The 17,493-nt window shown below is 70.2% G+C and carries 15 protein-coding genes; 10 read left to right on the top strand and 5 right to left on the bottom strand.

Annotated elements, in window-relative coordinates; all coding sequences use genetic code 11:
* Positions 1 to 6 precede the first annotated feature (6 nt).
* Entirely contained in the window at positions 7 to 909 is a 903-nt protein-coding gene (locus LZ199_RS22510) for a hypothetical protein (RefSeq protein WP_253995792.1), read from the bottom strand.
* A gap of 126 nt (positions 910 to 1,035) precedes the next feature.
* Entirely contained in the window at positions 1,036 to 2,682 is a 1,647-nt protein-coding gene (rtcR, locus tag LZ199_RS22505; protein WP_253995791.1) for an RNA repair transcriptional activator RtcR, read from the bottom strand.
* Between the two features lie 144 nt (positions 2,683 to 2,826).
* Between rtcR and LZ199_RS22500 the strand changes: the two genes are divergently transcribed.
* Together LZ199_RS22500 and rtcA are read left to right on the top strand one after the other, a co-directional pair.
* Complete coding sequence (locus tag LZ199_RS22500) at positions 2,827 to 4,062, top strand: RtcB family protein (protein ID WP_253995790.1); 1,236 nt, start codon at positions 2,827 to 2,829, stop codon at positions 4,060 to 4,062.
* A 185-nt stretch (positions 4,063 to 4,247) separates the two neighbouring features.
* Positions 4,248 to 5,264, top strand: coding sequence for an RNA 3'-terminal phosphate cyclase (gene rtcA, locus LZ199_RS22495; RefSeq protein ID WP_253995789.1), 1,017 nt, complete (start codon positions 4,248 to 4,250; stop codon positions 5,262 to 5,264).
* Positions 5,265 to 5,340: 76 nt separating this feature from the next.
* On the opposite strand, the gene LZ199_RS22490 is transcribed toward rtcA, so the two are convergent.
* Complete coding sequence (locus LZ199_RS22490) at positions 5,341 to 7,587, bottom strand: S41 family peptidase (protein ID WP_253995788.1); 2,247 nt, start codon at positions 7,585 to 7,587, stop codon at positions 5,341 to 5,343.
* Between the two features lie 305 nt (positions 7,588 to 7,892).
* On the opposite strand from LZ199_RS22490, the gene mutM reads away from it, so the two are divergent.
* The 3 genes from mutM (at position 7,893) to LZ199_RS22475 (ending at position 10,474) form a co-directional block, all read left to right on the top strand.
* Positions 7,893 to 8,747 (top strand): bifunctional DNA-formamidopyrimidine glycosylase/DNA-(apurinic or apyrimidinic site) lyase, encoded by an 855-nt coding sequence (gene mutM / locus LZ199_RS22485; RefSeq protein ID WP_253995787.1) that lies wholly within the window; start codon positions 7,893 to 7,895, stop codon positions 8,745 to 8,747.
* A 101-nt stretch (positions 8,748 to 8,848) separates the two neighbouring features.
* On the top strand, positions 8,849 to 9,091 hold the full coding sequence (locus tag LZ199_RS22480) for a Rossmann-fold NAD(P)-binding domain-containing protein (RefSeq protein WP_163862342.1): 243 nt from the start codon (positions 8,849 to 8,851) through the stop codon (positions 9,089 to 9,091).
* A 9-nt stretch (positions 9,092 to 9,100) separates the two neighbouring features.
* The gene (locus LZ199_RS22475; protein ID WP_253995786.1) at positions 9,101 to 10,474 is read left to right on the top strand and encodes a sigma-54-dependent transcriptional regulator; all 1,374 of its coding nucleotides are present in this window, start codon (positions 9,101 to 9,103) and stop codon (positions 10,472 to 10,474) included.
* A 1-nt stretch (position 10,475) separates the two neighbouring features.
* Here LZ199_RS22475 and LZ199_RS22470 read toward each other — a convergent pair whose 3' ends face one another.
* Positions 10,476 to 11,183 (bottom strand): hypothetical protein, encoded by a 708-nt coding sequence (locus LZ199_RS22470; RefSeq protein ID WP_253995785.1) that lies wholly within the window; start codon positions 11,181 to 11,183, stop codon positions 10,476 to 10,478.
* 105 nt (positions 11,184 to 11,288) lie between these two features.
* Between LZ199_RS22470 and LZ199_RS22465 the strand changes: the two genes are divergently transcribed.
* The 5 genes from LZ199_RS22465 (at position 11,289) to LZ199_RS22445 (ending at position 16,192) form a co-directional block, all read left to right on the top strand.
* Entirely contained in the window at positions 11,289 to 12,401 is a 1,113-nt protein-coding gene (locus LZ199_RS22465; RefSeq protein ID WP_253995784.1) for a response regulator, read from the top strand.
* 57 nt (positions 12,402 to 12,458) lie between these two features.
* On the top strand, positions 12,459 to 13,208 hold the full coding sequence (locus LZ199_RS22460; RefSeq protein WP_253995783.1) for a YebC/PmpR family DNA-binding transcriptional regulator: 750 nt from the start codon (positions 12,459 to 12,461) through the stop codon (positions 13,206 to 13,208).
* Between the two features lie 23 nt (positions 13,209 to 13,231).
* The gene (gene ruvC, locus LZ199_RS22455) at positions 13,232 to 13,807 is read left to right on the top strand and encodes a crossover junction endodeoxyribonuclease RuvC (protein WP_253995782.1); all 576 of its coding nucleotides are present in this window, start codon (positions 13,232 to 13,234) and stop codon (positions 13,805 to 13,807) included.
* Complete coding sequence (gene ruvA / locus LZ199_RS22450) at positions 13,804 to 14,415, top strand: Holliday junction branch migration protein RuvA (RefSeq protein ID WP_253995781.1); 612 nt, start codon at positions 13,804 to 13,806, stop codon at positions 14,413 to 14,415. Before ruvC ends, ruvA begins: the two co-directional genes overlap by 4 nt.
* 277 nt (positions 14,416 to 14,692) lie before the next feature.
* The gene (locus tag LZ199_RS22445; RefSeq protein ID WP_253995780.1) at positions 14,693 to 16,192 is read left to right on the top strand and encodes an ELWxxDGT repeat protein; all 1,500 of its coding nucleotides are present in this window, start codon (positions 14,693 to 14,695) and stop codon (positions 16,190 to 16,192) included.
* A gap of 2 nt (positions 16,193 to 16,194) precedes the next feature.
* On the opposite strand, the gene LZ199_RS22440 is transcribed toward LZ199_RS22445, so the two are convergent.
* The gene (locus LZ199_RS22440) at positions 16,195 to 17,274 is read right to left on the bottom strand and encodes an MBL fold metallo-hydrolase (RefSeq protein WP_253995779.1); all 1,080 of its coding nucleotides are present in this window, start codon (positions 17,272 to 17,274) and stop codon (positions 16,195 to 16,197) included.
* Between the last annotated feature and the right edge of the window lie 219 nt (positions 17,275 to 17,493).

Here is a 17,493-nt window from a genome sequence, read left to right as displayed (position 1 = left end):
GGCCTTTCAGAAGGCCACGCCCATCCCCAACCCCAGTGCCCACATGCGTGAGGCGCTGGGCGCGGGGCTCGACTCGGGAGCCCCCAGGTCGATGCGCACGCCCGCCCGGGCGAACGCGGGCCCGAGGCGCGCGCGGACGAACGGCTCCAGGGAGAGCTGGGAGTCCTCTCCGTCCCACGTCGCCTCGGTGAGGTGGGGCGAGACGACCTGGGCGCGCACGCCGGGCTCGAGCATGCCGAGCCCGAGCGAGGCCTCCGCGCTGGCCTGAGCGACGAGGTGGGTGTCGCGCGCGGAGCGGGACACGGGCATGAGCATGCCGAGCGCCACGTCCGCGCGGAGCTGGAAGCCGGGCAGGTCGATGCCCACGGCCATGGGCAGGACGACGGAGGTTGTATCGAGCGCCCACAGCCATGGGTCCGCCAGCCCGCGCACGGCGGCGGCGGTGGCGTAGTTGACGCCTTCCGTCTCAACCCTCCGAGCGTCGGTGACGCCAGCGTCCTCATGTCGTGCCAGTGGCAGGGCGACGCCCGCGCCGATGCGGACGAACAGGCTGTCATCCGCGAACGTGCGGACATGGTGCAGACCCACGAGCAGGTTGGATGAGCCCAGGTGGCTCATGGACCCCTCCACGCCGCCCTCGGGTTTCAGCGCGGTGTAGGGCAGCCCCCAGTCGAGCCGGAGCTGGCCATGCTCGGAGACACGGAAGCCAGCGGCCACGGTGGGCGAGACGTGCCGAGTGGAGACGTGCCGCAGCCTGGGCGCGGAGGAGAGGGTGACGGCGGTGGAGAGGAAGTTGTCGGGCTCGCGCACCTGCGCCCCGGCGCGCATCCCGGTCAGGAGCAGGGCGGTGGCGATGAGCCACGCGGCGCTCCAGCGGCGAGGCACGAGGGTGCGGTGAGGCGTAGGCATGGCGATGGTCCCGTCGAAGGCCCGTCCGGCTCACGGCCCCCCTTCTTCGTGGAACACCGATGAAGACGCCGAGCGTCACCACCCTTGAGGCGGGGGCGTGCTTTTTCCGCGCCGCCCTCGGCTTCGTCAGTCCGGGCCCGCCATCCCGCTGACGTCGGCCCAGGTGAGGCCGAAGCGCGCGAGGTACTTCTTGAGGCGGTCCGCGTCGTTGACGCTCGCCTTCCTCGCGCGGGATTGGGAGAACAGCACGCGACCGGCTTCGGACAGCGAGCGCACGCCCTGGCAGACGCCCAGCACGTCCGCGAGCTGCACGCGGTCGAACCTGTCCAACTCCTGGGCCAGCGCCTCCCCCAGCACCTCGGCGACGCGGTCCCCGGCCCCCGAGGGTTGCAACGGCCCGGGGCGCGAGCCACCCGTGCGCCACTGCGCGCGCAGCCGCTCCAGCTCCTCGTCCACCACGTCGCGGGTGATGCGGCCACCGGGCGCGAGCGTGGCCATGCGCAGCACCGCGGCGTTGAGGTCCCGGAAGTTGCCCGACCAGCGCGCATCGGGCGAGGTCGCGAAGCGCAGGAAGCGCTCCTGGGCCTCCTTGTTGAAGGTGATGCGCGCGCCCATCGCCTCGGAGGCCTTGTCCAACTCGTAGAGGAGGTTGGGCGGGATGTCCTCCGGCCGCTCTCGCAGCGCGGGCAGTCGGAAGGTCCACAGGTTGATGCGCGCGAGCAGGTCTTCCCGGAAGCGCCCCTGCTCGACGTCCACCTGCAAGTCCCGGTTGGTGCCGGCGATGAGCTGGAAGTCGCTCTCGACTTCCCGGTCCGAGCCCACGGGCAGGAAGCGCTTGTCCTCCAGCGCCCGCAGCAGCATGGCCTGCTCGTCCGCCCCCAGCTCCCCAATCTCATCCAGGAACAGCACGCCGCCGTGGGCCTGTCTCAGCAAGCCGGGCCGGTCCTGGAGTGCCCCGGTGAAGGAGCCCTTCACGTGGCCGAACAGCGCGGACATGGCGCCGTCGCCGCGCAGCGTGGCGCAGTTGAGGTCCACGAACGGTCCGCTGACGGTGCCTCGCGACTTCTTCAGCGTGTAGACGCGCCGGGCGAGCTGGGACTTGCCCGCGCCGGTGGGGCCGGTGATGAGCAGCGGGGCCCGCGACTGGGTGGCCACCTGCTCGATTCGCTCGATGATGCGGTTGAAGGCGGCGTTGCGCGTGTCGATGCCGGCCTTGAGGAAGGACAAGCCCTCGCGCTGCTCCTGCTGGAAGCGCGTGGCCAGGGTGTCGTAGCGCGACAGGTCCAGGTCGATGAGCGTGTGCGTGCCAGCGCCCGTGCCCGTCTTGTCCCGGCCCGCGGGGGACAGCTGCACCAGCCGGCCGGGGATGAGCCGGCTCTCCACCAGCAGGAACATGCAGATCTGCGCGATGTGCGTGCCCGTGGTGATGTGGACGAGATAGTCCTCCTCCTCCGGGTTGAAGGGATACGCGCGCACGTAGTCGAGCAGCGCGCCGTAGGTCTCCTCCAAATCCCACGGGTTGCGAATCTCCAGCGGCCGGGCGCGCACGGACGTCTCCGGAGACACCTGGCGGATGTCTCCCACCAGCGTGGCCGCGAGCGCCGCCGCGCCAGGAGGGTGCAGCAGCTCCAGCCGGTGCACCACCAGGTCGTCCTGCTGGCACAGCGCCACCGTGGGGCGCCACTTGCTCCACCGCCCCGGGCCCTGGCCCGTGTCCAGCGTCGTCCCGAGCATCCCAAGGACCACCGTCTGCTTCGCCCGTGTCTTCGCCATTCGAATAGGACTTTATCCCAAGGGATAGGGATGACCAGCCGCTTCGGGGCGCTTCCCTCGGGAGGAGGGTTGGCACGCCGGCTGCTCTACGTCCCTCCGTGCCCGGGAAACAGAGCCCGGGCGAACGACCGAAAGGTGAAGGCCATGGAGCGCAACAAGGTGAGCTACGAGGTGCTGTCGGACGAGGCGGGTCGCCCCATCAAGTCGTGGACGATGGGAGTGCCGTTCGAGGACGAGGCCAAGAAGCAGCTCCGGAACCTGCGTGGCCTGCCTTTCATCCACAAGTGGGTCGCGGTGATGCCGGACGTGCACCGCGGTTACGGTGCGACCGTGGGGAGCGTCGTCCCGACGGTGGGCGCGGTGGTTCCGGCGGCGGTGGGTGTGGATATCGGCTGCGGGATGATCGCCGTGCGCACGACGCTGCGTGCGGACCAGCTCCCGGACTCGCTGCGTGGGGTGCGCTCGGCCATCGAGCGGGCGGTGCCGCATGGCCGCTCGGATAACGGGGGCCGCAACGACGTCGGCGCGTGGCGCGTGGCTCCGGCCTCGCATCAGCAGGTGTGGTCGCGGTTGATGGAAGGGTATGACCGCATCGTCGCCAAGCACCCTCGCATCGGCCGTGGGCCGGAGCTGGCGCACCTGGGTACGCTCGGGACGGGTAACCACTTCATCGAGCTGTGCCTGGACGAGTCGGATGGCGTGTGGCTGATGTTGCACTCCGGTTCGCGTGGCGTGGGTAACCGTATCGGCAGCTACTTCATCGAGCTGGCGAAGGAGGACATGCGCCGCTGGCATATCAACCTCCCCGACGCGGACCTGGCGTACCTGCCGGAGGGGACGGAGCACTTCGATGACTACGTCTTCGCGGTGAGCTGGGCGCAGGACTTCGCGGCGATGAACCGCGAGCTGATGCTGCGAGGCGCGGTGGATGCGTTGCAGTTGAGCGGTGAGCTGCCTCCGTTCTCGCTGTCCGAGTCGGCGGTGAACTGCCACCACAACTACGTGTCGCGTGAGCATCACTTCGGGAAGAACTGCTTCGTGACGCGCAAGGGCGCGGTGCGGGCGCGAGAGGGTGACCTCGGCATCATCCCCGGCAGCATGGGGGCGCGTTCGTACATCGTCCGAGGGAAGGGAAACGCGGACAGCTTCCATTCCTGCAGCCACGGCGCGGGCCGGGTGATGTCGCGTGAGGCGGCGAAGAAGCGCTTCACGCTGGAGGACCACGCGAAGGCGACGGAGGGCGTGGAGTGCCGCAAGGACGTGGACGTGATTGACGAGACGCCGGCGGCGTACAAGCCCATCGATGCGGTGATGGCGGCGCAGTCGGACCTGGTCGAAGTGGTCCACACGCTGAAGCAGGTCGTCTGTGTGAAGGGGTAGCCGAAGGACAACGACAACCCCCAACACGCGAGGTGGCCATGCCGGGATGACGACACCGAGGCGCCCGTTCCCCCCAAGAGGCCGAAAGGCCGCCAGAGTGGGGGAGCGGGCTCCGCTATTTGGGGAAGGGTGTCAGAATGCCGGGGCGGGGCCGTGAGGCGTGGGAAAAGCAGGAGACGACACACATGCTGCGCATCGATGGTTCCAGGGGAGAGGGCGGCGGCCAGGTGCTGCGCACGTCGCTGGCGTTGTCCTTGGTGACGGGGACGCCCTTCACGATGACGAACATCCGCGCGGGCCGCGCGAAGCCGGGCCTGCTGCGACAACACCTGACGGGCGTGAAGGCCGCCGAGGCAGTGGGCGCGGCGGAGGTCTCCGGCGCGGAGCTGGGCTCGAAGGAGCTGACGTTCCGTCCGCGCGCGCTGACGGCGGGCAACTATCACTTCGCGGTGGGCACGGCGGGCAGCGCCACGCTGGTGTTGCAGACGGTGCTCCCCGCGCTGCTGGCCGCATCCGAGCCGTCCACGCTGATGTTGGAGGGGGGAACGCACAACCCGGCGGCGCCGCCGTTCGACTTCCTCACCCGCGCGTATCTGCCGATTCTGCGCAAGCTGGGGCCAGACGTCGCGGCCACGCTGGAGCGTCCCGGCTTCTTTCCGGCGGGTGGCGGGAAGTTCCGCGTGGACGTGCGGCCCGGGCCGATGAAGCCCCTGTCACTGCTGGAGCGCGGGCGGGTGCTGCGCCGCGACGCGAAGGCGGTGGTGGCGATGATTCCCTTCGACGTGGCGAAGCGGGAGATGGAGACGGCGGGCGCGCTGCTCAAGTGGCGTCCGGACGAGCTGCGGGTGGAGGAACTCAAGCGCACCACGGGACCGGGCAACGTGCTGGTGGCGGAGGTGGAGAGCGAGCACGTCACGGAGGTCTTCACGGGCTTCGGAGAGCGTGGCAAGCGCGCCGAAGTCGTCGCGGAGGAGGTTGCCAGCGAGGTGAAGCGCTACCTGGATGCGGAAGTCCCGGTGGGCGAGCACCTGTGCGACCAGCTGCTCCTGCTGTTCGCGCTGGCGCGAGGCGGGGAGTTCCGCACGCTGCCGCTGGATGGGCACTCGGTGACGCAGCTGGAGACGATGGCGCACTTCCTCGATGTGAAGGTGGACGTGCGCGAGGTGTCTCGCGAGGTGCGGGAGGTGGTGGTGCGCGGCTGAGCAGGCCGTCGAGCGCGTCCTCCAAGTGGTTGCCGCACCTGGGGGACGCGCTCACGTCACGTGGCTGCTGAAGGTGTCACTGTCCGGTGCGCAGGTACTCGATGGCGCGCAGCAGCTCCGGGTCTCGACCGGTGGCGATGTCCGAGGCGGTGGGAGCCACCTCGATGTCGGGGACGATGCCGATGCCGTGGAAGCGCTCGCGGTTCTGGTGGAGGACCTCCATGCTGGTGAAGCACGCTGACATGAGGCCCGGCAGCAGCAGGTAGGTGATGTTGCCGTTGGTCCCCGCGCTGCGGCGACCCACCACCGTCACCCGCTGGGCGCCCTTCAGCATGATGGAGAAGTTCTCCGCCGCCGACACCGTCCCAGGCCCCACCAGCAGGACGATGGGGCCCGCATAGGAGGGGTTTGACTGCGGCTGACGGGTGTGGATGCTGTCGAACATCTCGAAGGCGTCAGGCCCCGTCCAGACGGGGTACCGGAAGATGGGCGACTGGAACGGCGCGGGGACGAGCCGCTCCGCAATCTGATAGTTGCTGACGCCCGGATAGCCGCGCATGTCCACCACGAGCCCTTGCGCGCCCTGGGCCCCGGTCAGTGCCGTCAAGAAGGCCGCGGGTGTGTTGAGAACCTCACTGGCCAGGTTGAGGTAGTGCAGCTCCGGTGCGCCGAGGTCCGCGAGGCTCCCCGCGCCTCGCAGCGACGCGGGGCCACTCACCTGGCGCAGCGCCGCCACTGGCTGGGGCTGTACTTGCACCGAGCGCACCGTGCCATCCACGGCGCGAAGACCGAAGGTGGTGGGACCCTTGAGTGGGAGGAGCCGGCGGACCACCACGTTGTGCAGGTAGCCCGGGGTGGCGGCGGAGGCATGGGCCTTCTCCTCGGCCAGCCACGCGGACATCGGTGTTCCTCCCACGCTCACCACCGTATCGCCTGGGTGGACGTCGGGCAGCGCGGAGCGGCGGATGACGGGCTCTCCCGAGACTTCTTCCAGCGCGACGGGGAAGTAGCCGGCGGGGGCATCGGAGTTCCAATCATCGACGAAGCCGTGGCCATCCTTGAGGACCTCATTGAACCGTTGCAGGAGCCGGTGCGTCTGTGAGCTCTGGGTGACGGGGGTGGCATCGACCAGGGCCAGGGTCTCCATCAGCCGCGCGTCGATTCCGTCACCCACCACGTGGAAGTAGGGGAAGAACAGGCGGGTGGCGCCGTGAAGGATGAGCAGGTCGGCGCGGGCGATGCCGGAGGATGCGCCAGGGGGAGGCGTGTCCTCGAACGGGATGCGCTCGGACGGAGCCTTGCGTACGACAGGCGCGGTGCGGTCCACGGGGGCGGGCGTGCCGAGCAACGACGTGAGGGAGCTCGCTCGCGCCGAGGTGGGCAGGTCCGTGGTGGCGCCACTCAGTCCCAGGATGGACAGCGACAGGTCCGGAGCGAGGACGTCGGGAATCGGGCCCTGGCTGTCCTCCAGCCGCGAGGTCCGGATGAGCAGCCCTCTGGCACTCACGGGCATCCACCGGGATTCGGCGACGCTCGTGTGGACCGGCGCTCCGACGAGCCAGGCTCGCTGGGCCATCCGCAGGTCCACCGCGAAGCGCGCGGCGGCGGGCGCCAGCGCGGGCCCGGTGAGCAGCGCGACGGGAAGCTGCGCGTGTCCTGTCGCCGCGTGGGGCGCTGGCGTGCGCGCGTCGATGAAGTTCCGATAGACGTTGTAGTACGACATCTCGTCCATCATTCCGAGGTGCCCCCGGACGCGCTCCGTCAGTCGGGTGACGGGCGCGGTGCTGGCCACGCCGATGGCTCGGGCCAGGGCCTCTTCCAGTCGCGGGTCCTGGGGAAGGTTGCGCAGGTCGATGACCACCGCGCGCGTGTGACGTGGAAGGGTGAGCGGGCCCGTGCCGGGACGGACGAAGGCGATGGGGCCCAGGGCGAGGACTCGGGCGGGCGCCAGTGATTGCGATGAGACGTCCAGGGCACAGACGGACTCCATCATGTCCGCGTAGCTCGTGGTGGCCGCGTCCCAGTCCACCGTGAGTCCCTCGAGCGCGGCGGCGAGGGACAGGTCCGTGTCGACGTAGTTGGGGCCCGCGCCGAAGAAGCGTGCCTGCGCGTGAGCGGCGGACATCGCGACGGGGGCGGGTAGCGCGCTCGCTGGACCGGCACTGCCATTTCCGCACCAGGTTTCGGAGGACGGATGCGACTGTGCCCCGGCACTTCCTCCCAGCAGTGCGAGGAGGCTGGCGGTGAGGACGGGGTGGTGACGGAACGAACGCGCACGGGTGGCGCCGTCGTCGACAATGCGACGGAAGAACGACTTGCTCATGGGGCTCTCCAGACCTGGCCGGAATGGCTCATCAGGTCGCGGAGGGAACGCGAGGCTTCGCGGCGCAATATCGCCACGTGTTTGCAGCGGTATCGCGTGACAACTATTCCCGAGCCCGCGTGGAGTCCTGACGACAGGCCCCCGGGTGCGGGTGACTCACCCGGGATGGCGTTCTTCAGGGCGAGCCTTCGCGGTGTCCAGTCCATGCTTGCCTGGAGTCCCGCCGGGCACCCGGGAATGAAGTCCTCCAGACTGGCGAGAGTACGGGCCGCGCGACAGTGGAGGGACGGAGGACATGCGTCGCAATGGCCGAGGTTCCCGAGGTCGAAATCATCGCCCGTGACTTGCGACAGGCTGTTGTCGGCCGGCGCATCACGGACGTGGAAGTGCTCGCTCCGCAGGCGGTCCGCTTCCCATCCCCACCGGAGTTCGTCTCCGCGCTGCGAGGCCGGCTCATCACCGGTGCTCATCGTCGGGCGAAGTTCATCCTCCTGTCGCTGGAGGACGGACAGACGCTCGCGGTCCACTTCATGCTCTGGGGCTCGTTGTCATTGAGGCCCGTGGGCAGTGAGCGTCCACCCGAGAGTCTGGTGGTCCTGAAGCTCGACGCGGATGAGGAGCTCTGGCTCACGGACACCCTGGGTTACGCGCGCATGGCGGTGGCCCGCGCCACCGAGCTGAGCACGCGCCTGAAGCTGGAGGAGCTGGGGCCGGAGGTGCTCGATGCGGACTTCACCGTGGACCACCTGGCGAGTCGGCTGTCACGTCGCAGGAGTCCCCTCAAGACGGTGTTGCTCAGCCAGCGTGTCATCGCGGGGCTGGGGAATCGGGACGCGGATGAGAGCCTGTGGAAGGCGGGGTTGGACCCCCGTCGCCTGGCAACATCGCTCACGCGAGAAGAGCTGACGCGGCTGCATCGCTCGATGCGCGAGGTGCTCGAAGAGGGCCTGTCGCTGCGAGGCACGCAGCGGGACTTGTTCGGGGTGAAGGGTCAGGCGAGGCACCGGCGCAATGTCTTCGAGCGCACCGGAGCGCCGTGTCCGAGCTGTGGCACGCCCATCACCCACGAGCGCGTCGGAGGCCGCAACACGCACTGGTGCGCCCGGTGCCAACCCGAGTCAGGAACACCCTCTGGACCGACGCAGGGGTTGTTGCTGTAAGCCCCCGTCAGGAGGAGGCCATTGCCTCTTCTTGTCCCTCGCAGCAGGAGGAGCGGGCCACCCCGCTGCACTCCCTCCCGCTCCGCTGTTATGAAGCAGGTGTGTCCGACGTCACCGAGTCCACACCGTCGCCGCTCGACTCCGCGCTGGCCCGAGCCAGTGAGGAGCTGGGGCTGCCCAGCTACTACCAGTCCTGTGTGCGCCCGCTGCTGCGCAACCCCGAGGGCCGTTGGCCCCGGTGCTGTGGCGGCGGCTGCGAGCCGTGCGCCCAGACGCTCATCCAGGTGGCCATGCGCACCCTGGAGATCCTGGGCACGCCGCGCCAGGCCCCCCTGCCGGACTGAGGCCACGCCATGGCGCCCGCCCATCCCCTGCTGCTCGTCGACGACGACTCCGCCTTCCGAAAGGTCTACGGCGGCCTGCTGCGCGACGCGGGTTACGAGGTGGTGGAGGCGGGAGACCGTCCCTCCGCTCGCGCCGCCTTCGAGGCGCGCCCCTTTCCCCTCGTCCTGCTGGACTTGATGCTGCCTCCGGACGGCAGCGTCTCCGCGGGCCTGGCCGGACTGGCCGCGCTGCTCGACGCCCGGCCCGGCACCAAGGTCATCGTCGTCTCCGGGGTGGGTGACACGCGGCACTCGCTGGAGGCGATTCGCCTGGGCGCCTACGACTTCCTCACCAAGCCGGTGGACCCGGATGTGCTGCTCGTCGTCGTGCAGCGCGCGCTGGCCCGGGTGGCGCTGGAGCGCCAGGTGGAGGCGCTGCGCACGTCCCTGGAGCGCGCCGCCGGAGACGCGGCCATGGTGGGGCAGAGCGCTCCATTCCTCGCCGCCCTGTCGCTGGCGGAGCGGGTGGCCGGCAGCGATTTGCCCGTGCTCGTCACCGGCGAGAATGGCACCGGCAAGGAGCTGCTCGCGCGCCTGGTGCACCAGAAGAGCCGGCGCCACGCGGGCCCCTTCATCCCCGTCAACTGCGGCGCGCTTCCGGAGACGCTGCTGGAGAGCGCGCTCTTCGGCCACGTGAAGGGCAGCTTCACCGGCGCGACGAGAGACCACCGGGGCCTCTTCGCGGAAGCCGACGGCGGCACCCTGTTCCTCGACGAGCTGGGCGACATGACGCCGTCGCTTCAAGTGAAGGTGCTGCGCGCGCTGGAGACGGGCGACATCCTCCCGGTGGGCGCGGACCTGCCCGTGCACGTGGACATCCGCCTCATCTCCGCGACGCACCAGGACCTGGGACACATGCTCCAGGAAGGCACCTTCCGCGAGGACCTCTACTGGCGCGTGAAGGGCGTGGAGCTTCGGCTGCCGCCCCTGCGCGAGCGCGCCACTGACTTGCCGCTCCTGGCCAAGCACTTCCTCAATCAGTGCGCGCACCTGTGCCCGGACGGACGCGCGAGACTGCTGTCGGATGCGGCGGCCGAGTCCCTCGCGTCACACGGCTGGCCGGGCAACCTGCGTGAGCTGCGTCACGAGATGCAGCGCGCCACCGTGCTGGCCGGAGAGCGCCGCGAGCTCCAGCCCGAGGACCTGTCCTTCACCGGCAGCGAGCGACCGCGCGCGAGCGCCCCGGGTGCCACCACGCTGGCCGCCAAGGTGGAGGCGCTGGAACGGCGCGAAATCGAGGACGCGCTGAAGCGCTTCGGTGGCAACCGCACGCACTCGGCGGAGGCCCTGGGGCTGTCGCGCCAGGGGCTGCTCAAGAAGCTGGAGCGCTTCGGGCTGACGTGAGTCAGAAGAGGCGCGCGCCCAGGCCCGCCTTCAGCGCCCAGCCCAGTCGCGTGTCGGTGAGGCCCGCGCGTTCCCGGAACGTGTCCGAGCCGAGCTGTCCCGCGAGCAGCACCGACACGTTGCTGCCCAGGTACACCTCGACGCCGCCACCGCCGAGCGCCTGGAAGCGCCGCTGCTCCCCCTTCGAGATGCCGATGTCCAAGGGCAGGTCCACCAGCCCCAACACCGTCACCGTCTCGGCCACCTTCCAGCCCGCCACCAACCCCGGGGACAGGCGCAGCAGCACGCCGGAGACGTTATCGTCGTCCATGTACGTGGCGCCGGAGTTGAACACCACGCCCACCCCCAGCGTCGGCGCCAGCGACACCGAGCCGCGCTCCAGCACCTTCAATCGCCCCACCAGCTCCAGCGCGGCGGAGAGCTGGAACCAGTTGAGCCGCGCGCGTGCCTCCAACTCGACGCTGGAGATGCCCTGCCGGAAGCCCACGCCGATTTCCGGCGCGCCCGCGTAGCCGTATAGCGACGTCGTCCCGGGCGGCAGCGTCACCGGCGCAATCACCGCCCCGTGCGGATTCTCCTCGGACGCGGCGGACAGCTGCTCGATGCGGCCCTCCTGTCCGGGTTGCCCGGCCGTCGCCTCCTGGGCGGCGGAGGCGGAGGCCAGCGACATCGCGGACAACAGGAGCCAGGAGGAGACTGAGCGCATCATGCGGCGCACCCTACCGCGACCTGTTTGTTACCGAAACTCAACGATTCCGAGGACTTGTGTCCAGGTTGCGAATCTATCAGGCTTCGCTGGAATAATTCGGTATCCATGACTGCCGCGCTTACCCAGCTCCCCGAGCGGAATGAGCCGATGGCCTCGGTGCCGCCGGAGGTGGGGGCGCGTCGTCGCGGGGGCCGGGGCCGGGCGCGGGTGCTGCTGGTGGACTCGGATGCGGCCGCTCAGTCCGCGCTGGCGGCGGCGCTGGTGGAGGCGGGCTTCGAGGCGCTGCTGGTGGGTGGGGCGCAGGCCGCGCTGGAGGCGCTGGCTCCGGATGGGCCGCTGCCCAGGCTGGTCATCTCGGAGGTGGAGCTGCCGGACGGTGATGGCTTCAGCCTCTGCGGACAGATTCGCGCGGACGAGCACACCGCGCACCTGCCGGTGCTGTTGCTGTCGCGGCACGAGGAGGACTTCCACCGCGACCTGGCCGGTGGCGTGGGCGCGGATGACTACCTGACGCGTCCGGTGGACGTGGCGGACGTGGTGTCGCTCGCGCGGCTCAAGTCGGGGCGCGCGACAGGCTCGGCGACGTTCGAATCACACACCGCGAGGTTGCCGCTTCCCCGGATGACGCGGGCGCTGCTGTCGGGTGTGCGCTCCGGGCGGCTCGTCCTGGCGGAGGGCGAGGGCTGGTTCTCCTTCCGCCATGGCCTGGTGGTGGACGCGATGTTTCATGGCGAGCGTGGCAGCCTCGCGTTCCGCCGCATGCTGGGTTTCGCCAGCGGCGCGTACGCGGTGGCGCTGGGGCCGGAGCTGCACAAGGGCTCGTTCACCATGGACCGGACCCACCTGTGCGAGACGGTGCTGCCGGCGCTGGAGCGCTTCGAGGCGCTCAGGGCGCGCGGCCTGCCGCTGGCCTCACGGCTCACGGTGGACTTCGCGAAGCTGGCGGAGGAGCTGCCCGCGCTGCCAGAGGACGTGGGCGAGGTGGTGCGTCTGTTTGATGGGCGACGCACGGTGCGCTCGGTGCTGCTGGAGTGCCGCTACCCGGAGGCGGTGGCGTACGAGGCGGCCACTCGCCTGTTCGCGCTGGGCGTGCTGGTGCCCGCGTGTTTCATCGAGGAGCGGGAGCGGGCACGCGGTGGGGCTGGAGTGCCCGGGTTCTTCGAGCCCACGCTCTGCGTCGAGCCCCCTCCGGCGGCGTCGCGAGAGGCGCCGGACTGAAGGTTTGACTCCGCGCCCCGGGCTGGGAGACAAGGCCGCCCAGAGGCGACACCTTCCATGTCCGGTCACAATCGGTGGTCGAAGATCAAGCGCCAGAAGGCCGCGATGGGCGCGACCAAGGGCAAGCTCTACTCGAAAGTCGTCAAGGAGATCACCGTCTCCGCGCGACTGGGAGGCGGAGACCCCGCTGGCAATCCGCGTCTGCGTGTGGCGCTGGGCCTGGCCCGTGAAGCCAACATCCCCAAGGACACCGTCGAGCGTGCCATCAAGAAGGGCACCGGCGAGCTGGAAGGGGAGCGCTACGAAGAGGTGATGTACGAGGGCTATGGCCCCGGCGGCGTGGCCGTCCTCGTCGAGTGCGTCACCGACAACCGCAACCGCACCTCTGCTGACGTGCGCTCGACGTTCGGCCACCACGGCGGCAACCTGGGCGCCGAGGGCGCGGTGGCCTGGATGTTCCAGAAGAAGGGAATCGTCACCATCAAGCCCGGCCCCCAGGAGGACGCGGTGCTGGAGAAGGCGCTGGAGGCGGGCGCCGAGGACGTCGTGCCCCAGGGCGCGGACGGCTTCGAGGTGCGCACCGCGCCGGCGGACCTGCACACGGTGGCCACGGGCCTGGAGTCCGGGGGCCTTCCGCTGGGCGAGCAGAAGTGGGCGTACCTGCCGCAGAATACCGTCCAGCTCGACGGTGATAATGCGAAGAAGATGCTCAAGCTGTTGGACGCGCTCGAGGACAACGACGACGTGCAGAACGTGCACGCGAACTTTGAAATCGACGAGTCCCTGATGGAGTCCCTGTCGCAATAGCGGTGGTTGGAACGGAGTGAACGGTGCGCGTTCTCGGAGTGGACCCTGGCAGCCGCTTCATGGGCTACGGGGTGGTGGAAGAGAAGCGAGGCCGACTGGTGCATGTGGGCCACGGCGTCATCAAGGTGGATGAAAAGGCGCCCCTGGCCTTCCGCCTGAAGGAGCTGCATGCCGCCCTGAGCGAGCAGCTCGCGCACTTCCGTCCGGAGGCAGTGGCGGTGGAGGGCCTGTTCACGTTCCGCAATGCCCGGAGCGCGCTGGTGCTGGGACATGCGCGCGGCGTGGCGCTGCTGGCGGCGGCCCAGGTGTCGCTGCCCGTCTTCGAGTACGCGCCCGCGAAGGTGAAGAAGTCGGTGGGCGCCGGTGGCGCGGACGGCAAGGACGCGGTGGCGCGGATGGTGCGGACGTTCCTGAAGCTGGAGGCCGTGGACCTGGGGCGCGCGGACGCGAGCGATGCCCTGGCCGTGGCGCTGTGTCACCTCAACCATGGTCGCGCCGCCGTCCCCTCGGCGAGCACGGCCGGCAAGAAGCGCAAGGGCGCCGCGGCGCTGCTCGCGGACAGACTGGCGCCGTCCTACCGGCGCCCGGAGGCGGGATGATTGCTCGGCTGCGTGGCGTGGTGCTGGAGAAGGATGCCGAGAGCGCCGTCATCGACGTGCAGGGCGTGGGCTACCTGGTGAACTTCTCCACGCTGGCCCTGGGGAAGCTTCCTCCAGAGGGCCAGGCGGTGGACGTGCGCGTGCGCACCGTGGTGCGCGAGGACGCCTTTGACTTGTTCGGCTTCCTGACCCGGGCGGAGGAAGAGGTCTTCCTGCTGCTCAACGGCGTCTCCCGCGTGGGCCCGCGCATGGCGATGGGCGTGCTGTCGGGCCTGGAGGTGCCGGAGCTGGTGGCGGCCCTGTCGCGCGGCGAGGTGGCGCGCCTGGCGAAGATCCACGGCGTGGGGAAGAAGACCGCCGAGCGGCTGGTGCTGGAGCTCAAGGACAAGATGAAGAACGTCCACCTGGAGGCGGTCTCCCGGGGGACGGCTCCGGTGGCGCAGTCGGGGGGGACGCAATCCGACCTTGTCTCCGCCCTGCTCAACCTTGGCTACAAGCCTCCGCAGGCGGAGAAGGCCGCGGAGCTGGCCACCAGCAGGCTCGGCGCCGACGCATCCTTCCAGACCCTCTTCCGCGAGGCCCTCAAGTCCCTCCGGGCAGGTGCCTGAAGGATTCTGGACCTTTAGCGACGCGGTTGTGACCGGGTGGCCAATTCGGGACCTCCCGGACCAGCCCGCACAAGCTTCTTTCCTCTAAGAAACCGAAACGGTCCAGGGTCCGACGGGCCCTCTGTCGGCCTGGAGGCAAGGGTCGGCGTGCGTCGCGGGATGGCGGACAGCCTGGGCCCCTCACTTCCCACCATGGGTAGCCGGTTCCGCCAAAGGTGACACTTTCCAGCCACAGCGGTGGAGGCGGGAGCCCCACCCAGGACAAGGAGTTGCTCACATGAAGGCATGGCGTGGCGTCCCGGTGCTCGTGTCCGTTCTCGTGGGAAGTCTCATCGGGGTGGGGTGTGGTCCGGCCGCTGAGGTGGGGGGGGACGAAGTCGTCGCGTCGGTCCAGTCGTCGGTGGATGCGACGCCGGGCAATGCCGACGCGGAGGTGAAGGCGCGCCGGGCCTGCGGACCGGACCGGGTGGGGCCGCCGGGCTCCAAGCCGGAGTGGTTGACGCGGGGCGCGGGGCGCCTGTTCTTCAGCGCGGAGGCGGAGGGGCTGGGGCGCGAGCTGTGGAGCAGCCGGGGCCGCGCGGGTTGCGCGAGCGTGGTGAAGGACCTCCGTCCGGGCGTCATGGGCTCGGTGCCGCGCTTCCTGACGCCGCTGGCGTCGTGGGTGCTCTTCGTCGCGGATGATGGCGAGCACGGGCCGGAGCTGTGGCGCACGGACGGCACGGCGGCGGGCACGGTGATGGTGAAGGACGTGCTGCCCGGCGAGCGCGGCTCTGCGCCCGGGTCGCTCACCCGTGTGGGGGACCTCGTCTACTTCACGGCGACGGACTTCGCGCACGGCCAGGAGCTGTGGCGCACGGACGGCACGGCCGCGGGCACGCGACTGGTGCACGAGTTCGCGCCGGGGCCGGCCTCACTGCTGCTGACGTCGCTCACGGCGTGGGGAGACCAGCTCGCGCTGGTGACGTACTCGGCCGAGGCGGCGGTGCTGTGGTCGGTGGACTCCAAGGGGCAGGCGCGCGTGCTCTACCAGTCCACGGTGGGGGTGCTGTCCTCGCTGACGGCGTCGGGCCGCCGGCTGTTCTTCCTGCGGGACGTGGGCACGGACATCGCGGAGCTGTGGGTGGCGTCGGAGCGTCAGGGCTCCGCGACGCGGGTGCGGGACTTCACCGGCGAGTTCCCCTCGTCCTTCGCGGCGATGGATGGCCAGGTGTTCTTCATGGCGGGCGCGGATGGCGTCTTCGGAGAGCAGGGCGACACGCGCCACGGCGGCGAGCTGTGGCGCAGCGACGGCACGGCGGTGGGCACGCGCGTGGTGCGCGACATCTGGCCCGGGCCCAAGGGCTCGCTGCCGTCCGACCTGGTGGTGATGGACGGCGTGCTGTACTTCGCGGCGGAGGACGGCTGGCGCGGGCGCGAGCTGTGGCGCAGCGACGGCACGCTCCTGGGGACGTGGATGGTCTGGGACCTCCAGTGGGGCGAGCAGGGCAGCGAGCCGGAGCAGCTGGTCGCGGAGGACGGCTCCCTGTTCTTCTCCGCGAAGACGGTCCTCCACGGCCGCGAGGCGTGGGCAAGCGACGGGTGGCTGTGGAACACGCGCCGGCTGACGGACATCGCTCCGGGGACGTCCTCGTCGGACCCGCACTCATTCGTGCGCCTGGGCTCGGAGCTCTTCTTCCTCGCCAACGAGACGGTGGCGGAAGAGGCGCTGTGGGTGGCGCCCCTGCGTCCCTTCGTGCCGTGCCTGGACGGTGCCGCCTCGGACGGGCGGGGCTGCTGAGCTCAGGCCGCGCGCCGGCTCGCGGGCGTGGGCCGCACGTCGCCGAAGTTGGGCGCGGGCAGGACGATGGTGGGGGACAGGCCCGGCGAGAGCAGGTGTGAAGTCAGGAGCGAAGAGGGGTGGAAGTTGATGAACGCCCCTTCCACTGCGGAGTGCCCCGCGAAGAGCTTCTCCACCACCATGGACGAGTACTGCGAAAGCGAGTCCTCGCGCGTGTTGCCGTTGAGCACCACCTCCCAGCCCATGTGCTCGGCGAAGCGGCGCACCCCGGGGATGGCGGACAACAGCGGCGTGTAGCTCTCCGTGGCCACGCCATTCTCGCTGACGACGAACACCTCGCGAGACGTCGCCACCGCCAGCGACATGTTGCCGCGCGTGTGGCCCGGCGTGCTGAGGAAGGCGGCGCCCACGCCCAGCCAGGTGTCTCCGTCGAGCAGCACCACGCGCTCGGCCGGCACCTCGGTGCCTCCGGGGACGAACCACACCGTCTGCATGGGGTGCAGCTCCTTCACCATCTCCCACTCCGCGCGCTGCACCAGCAGCTTCGCCCGGGGGAAGTACGCGGAGATGCCCTCGCCGCCCAGCCACCCGCGCAGGTCCTGGATGTGGAGGTGGTCGAAGGCCAGGTAGTCCACGTCCGCCGGCGTCAGCCCCAGCGAGGCCAGGTGGCTCTGCACCGTGCCGTGCTTGGTGGACATGACCTTGTCGGACACGAAGCCGCCGTAGCGCTCGCGCAGCGCGTGGTAGAACGGCGCGGCCACGCCTCGCTCGTAGTCGGACGGGTTGAAGAGCAGCGTGCGCCGCTCACCCCGCGCGTCGACGAACTGCACCACCTGCATGCGGTTGGTCATCATCACGTACGGCGCCGGTGACAGCGCCGCCCCGCTGAAGGCGAACAGCGAGGGGTACGGAAACGTGACGAGCTCGCACGTGGCCACGGCCGCCACGGGGCCCTCCTGGACGAAGCGCTCCCGGGCCTCGAGCGTCGCGCGGCGCAGCTTCTGGAGGCGCAGGCCCGGCAGGGGCTCGGCGTGGGCCTCGGCGAGGAAGGGCAGGGGGCGGAACGCGGGGCTCTGGCTCAAGGGTTCACCGTGACAGCAAGAGGTCGAAGACCGGCGCGACGAACGGGACGCGCGGCCCATGTTCTCCGGCCCGGCCTCGCGGATGCCAGGCAACGTCCACGTGTCTCACCCGAGCGTCCGCCAGTCCACACGCTTTCCCAGGGGCCTCGTGTGTGCGCCGTCTCACTGGCGGCGAAGCCGCTCACGCATGGATGTTGGCGCAGGTCGCCTGCTGGCTCA

Source organism: Myxococcus qinghaiensis, from assembly GCF_024198215.1.
Taxonomy (GTDB): domain Bacteria; phylum Myxococcota; class Myxococcia; order Myxococcales; family Myxococcaceae; genus Myxococcus; species Myxococcus qinghaiensis.
Note: the sequence above shows the minus strand (reverse complement) of the source record. Positions and strands in the feature narration are given on the sequence as shown.